This is a genomic window from Novosphingobium sp. 11B (genome assembly GCF_054589055.1).
Genome location: NZ_BAAILP010000277.1, coordinates 30483 through 31491, shown reverse-complemented (window position 1 = coordinate 31491; position 1009 = coordinate 30483). Strand labels below are relative to the sequence as shown.

Sequence of the window (1009 nt, the reverse complement as noted above, 5' to 3'; positions counted from 1 at the left end):
GACTTGATCCGGGACCGCTGGCCGTGAACAGCCCACCTTGCTGCGCTCATCCGGGCTCTCGCCTAAAGGCCGCCAGCGTCCCGGATCAAGTCCGGGACGGCGGTTCGATCGTCGCCTTTACCGCACCACGCCCGCATAAGCGATGCGTCCCTGACCGAGCGCCGCGTAGCTCGCGGGGATGCGCCAGCGCACATGCGTGACGTCCTCGGGCGTCGCCTGGCGTCCGTCGACGCGCATCGCCTCCAGACGGCCCCACGAGCGACCGCCATCGACCGACACTTCCTGCATGTCGCTGGCGCTGCGCTGGTAGGCGAGACGGGCGGGCAGGGGGTTGGTCAGGACGAAGCCGCCGGTGCCGCGCATGCGCCGCCACGTCACTACGGTCACGACCCGGTCCCCGCGTGTGAGCATGCTGGCAGGTTCCAGCCTGCGCCCGTTGAGCGCATCGACACGTTCCACGAAGACGGCGCTGTCGGTCGCGACTGCACTCGGGCTGCGGGCCTCGGCGGAAAGAGTGCTGCCGGTGAACGCGACTGCCGTCAGGGATAGCGTGCAGAGGATGCGCTTGGCTGTAATCACGGGCGATTCTCCCCCGGCCGCCCAGCGCGGCCCCGGTGCAAGACTGCGTCGCCACTCGCGAAAATAAGGTTAATTTCCACTGTCGCCGAAAAAATGAAAAAGCCTTCCGCAAAGCCGTTGACAGCCCTGCGAGGCTGGCCTAGTGGCGGCGCTCCCAAGCGGACGCAACCGCAAGAACGCGGGTGTAGCTCAGTTGGTTAGAGTGCCGGCCTGTCACGCCGGAGGTCGCGGGTTCGAGCCCCGTCACTCGCGCCACTTGGGAAAAATACTGGTAATCCAGTGACTTGAGGTAGTCTAAAAACCTCACATACATTGCTGCGCGGGTGTAGCTCAGTTGGTTAGAGTGCCGGCCTGTCACGCCGGAGGTCGCGGGTTCGAGCCCCGTCACTCGCGCCACTTCTCATGAAGTGGTTCCAGCAGCGATCGAATG

At 65.4% G+C, this 1009-nt stretch carries 1 protein-coding gene and 2 tRNA genes; 2 read left to right on the top strand and 1 reads right to left on the bottom strand.

From position 1 onward, the window contains the following. Nucleotides 1–117: 117 nt before the first annotated feature. Nucleotides 118–579 carry a hypothetical protein gene (locus ACYPYD_RS24060; RefSeq protein ID WP_008832333.1) on the bottom strand — a complete coding sequence of 154 codons (462 nt, stop codon included), beginning with the start codon at nt 577–579 and terminating at the stop codon, nt 118–120. Nucleotides 580–757: 178 nt separating this feature from the next. On the opposite strand from ACYPYD_RS24060, the gene ACYPYD_RS24055 reads away from it, so the two are divergent. Both ACYPYD_RS24055 and ACYPYD_RS24050 read left to right on the top strand, forming a co-directional pair. Beyond that, nucleotides 758–834: transfer RNA gene (locus ACYPYD_RS24055), tRNA-Asp, on the top strand. A 64-nt stretch (nt 835–898) separates the two neighbouring features. Continuing rightward, a tRNA-Asp gene (locus ACYPYD_RS24050) sits at nt 899–975 on the top strand. Nucleotides 976–1009 lie beyond the last annotated feature (34 nt).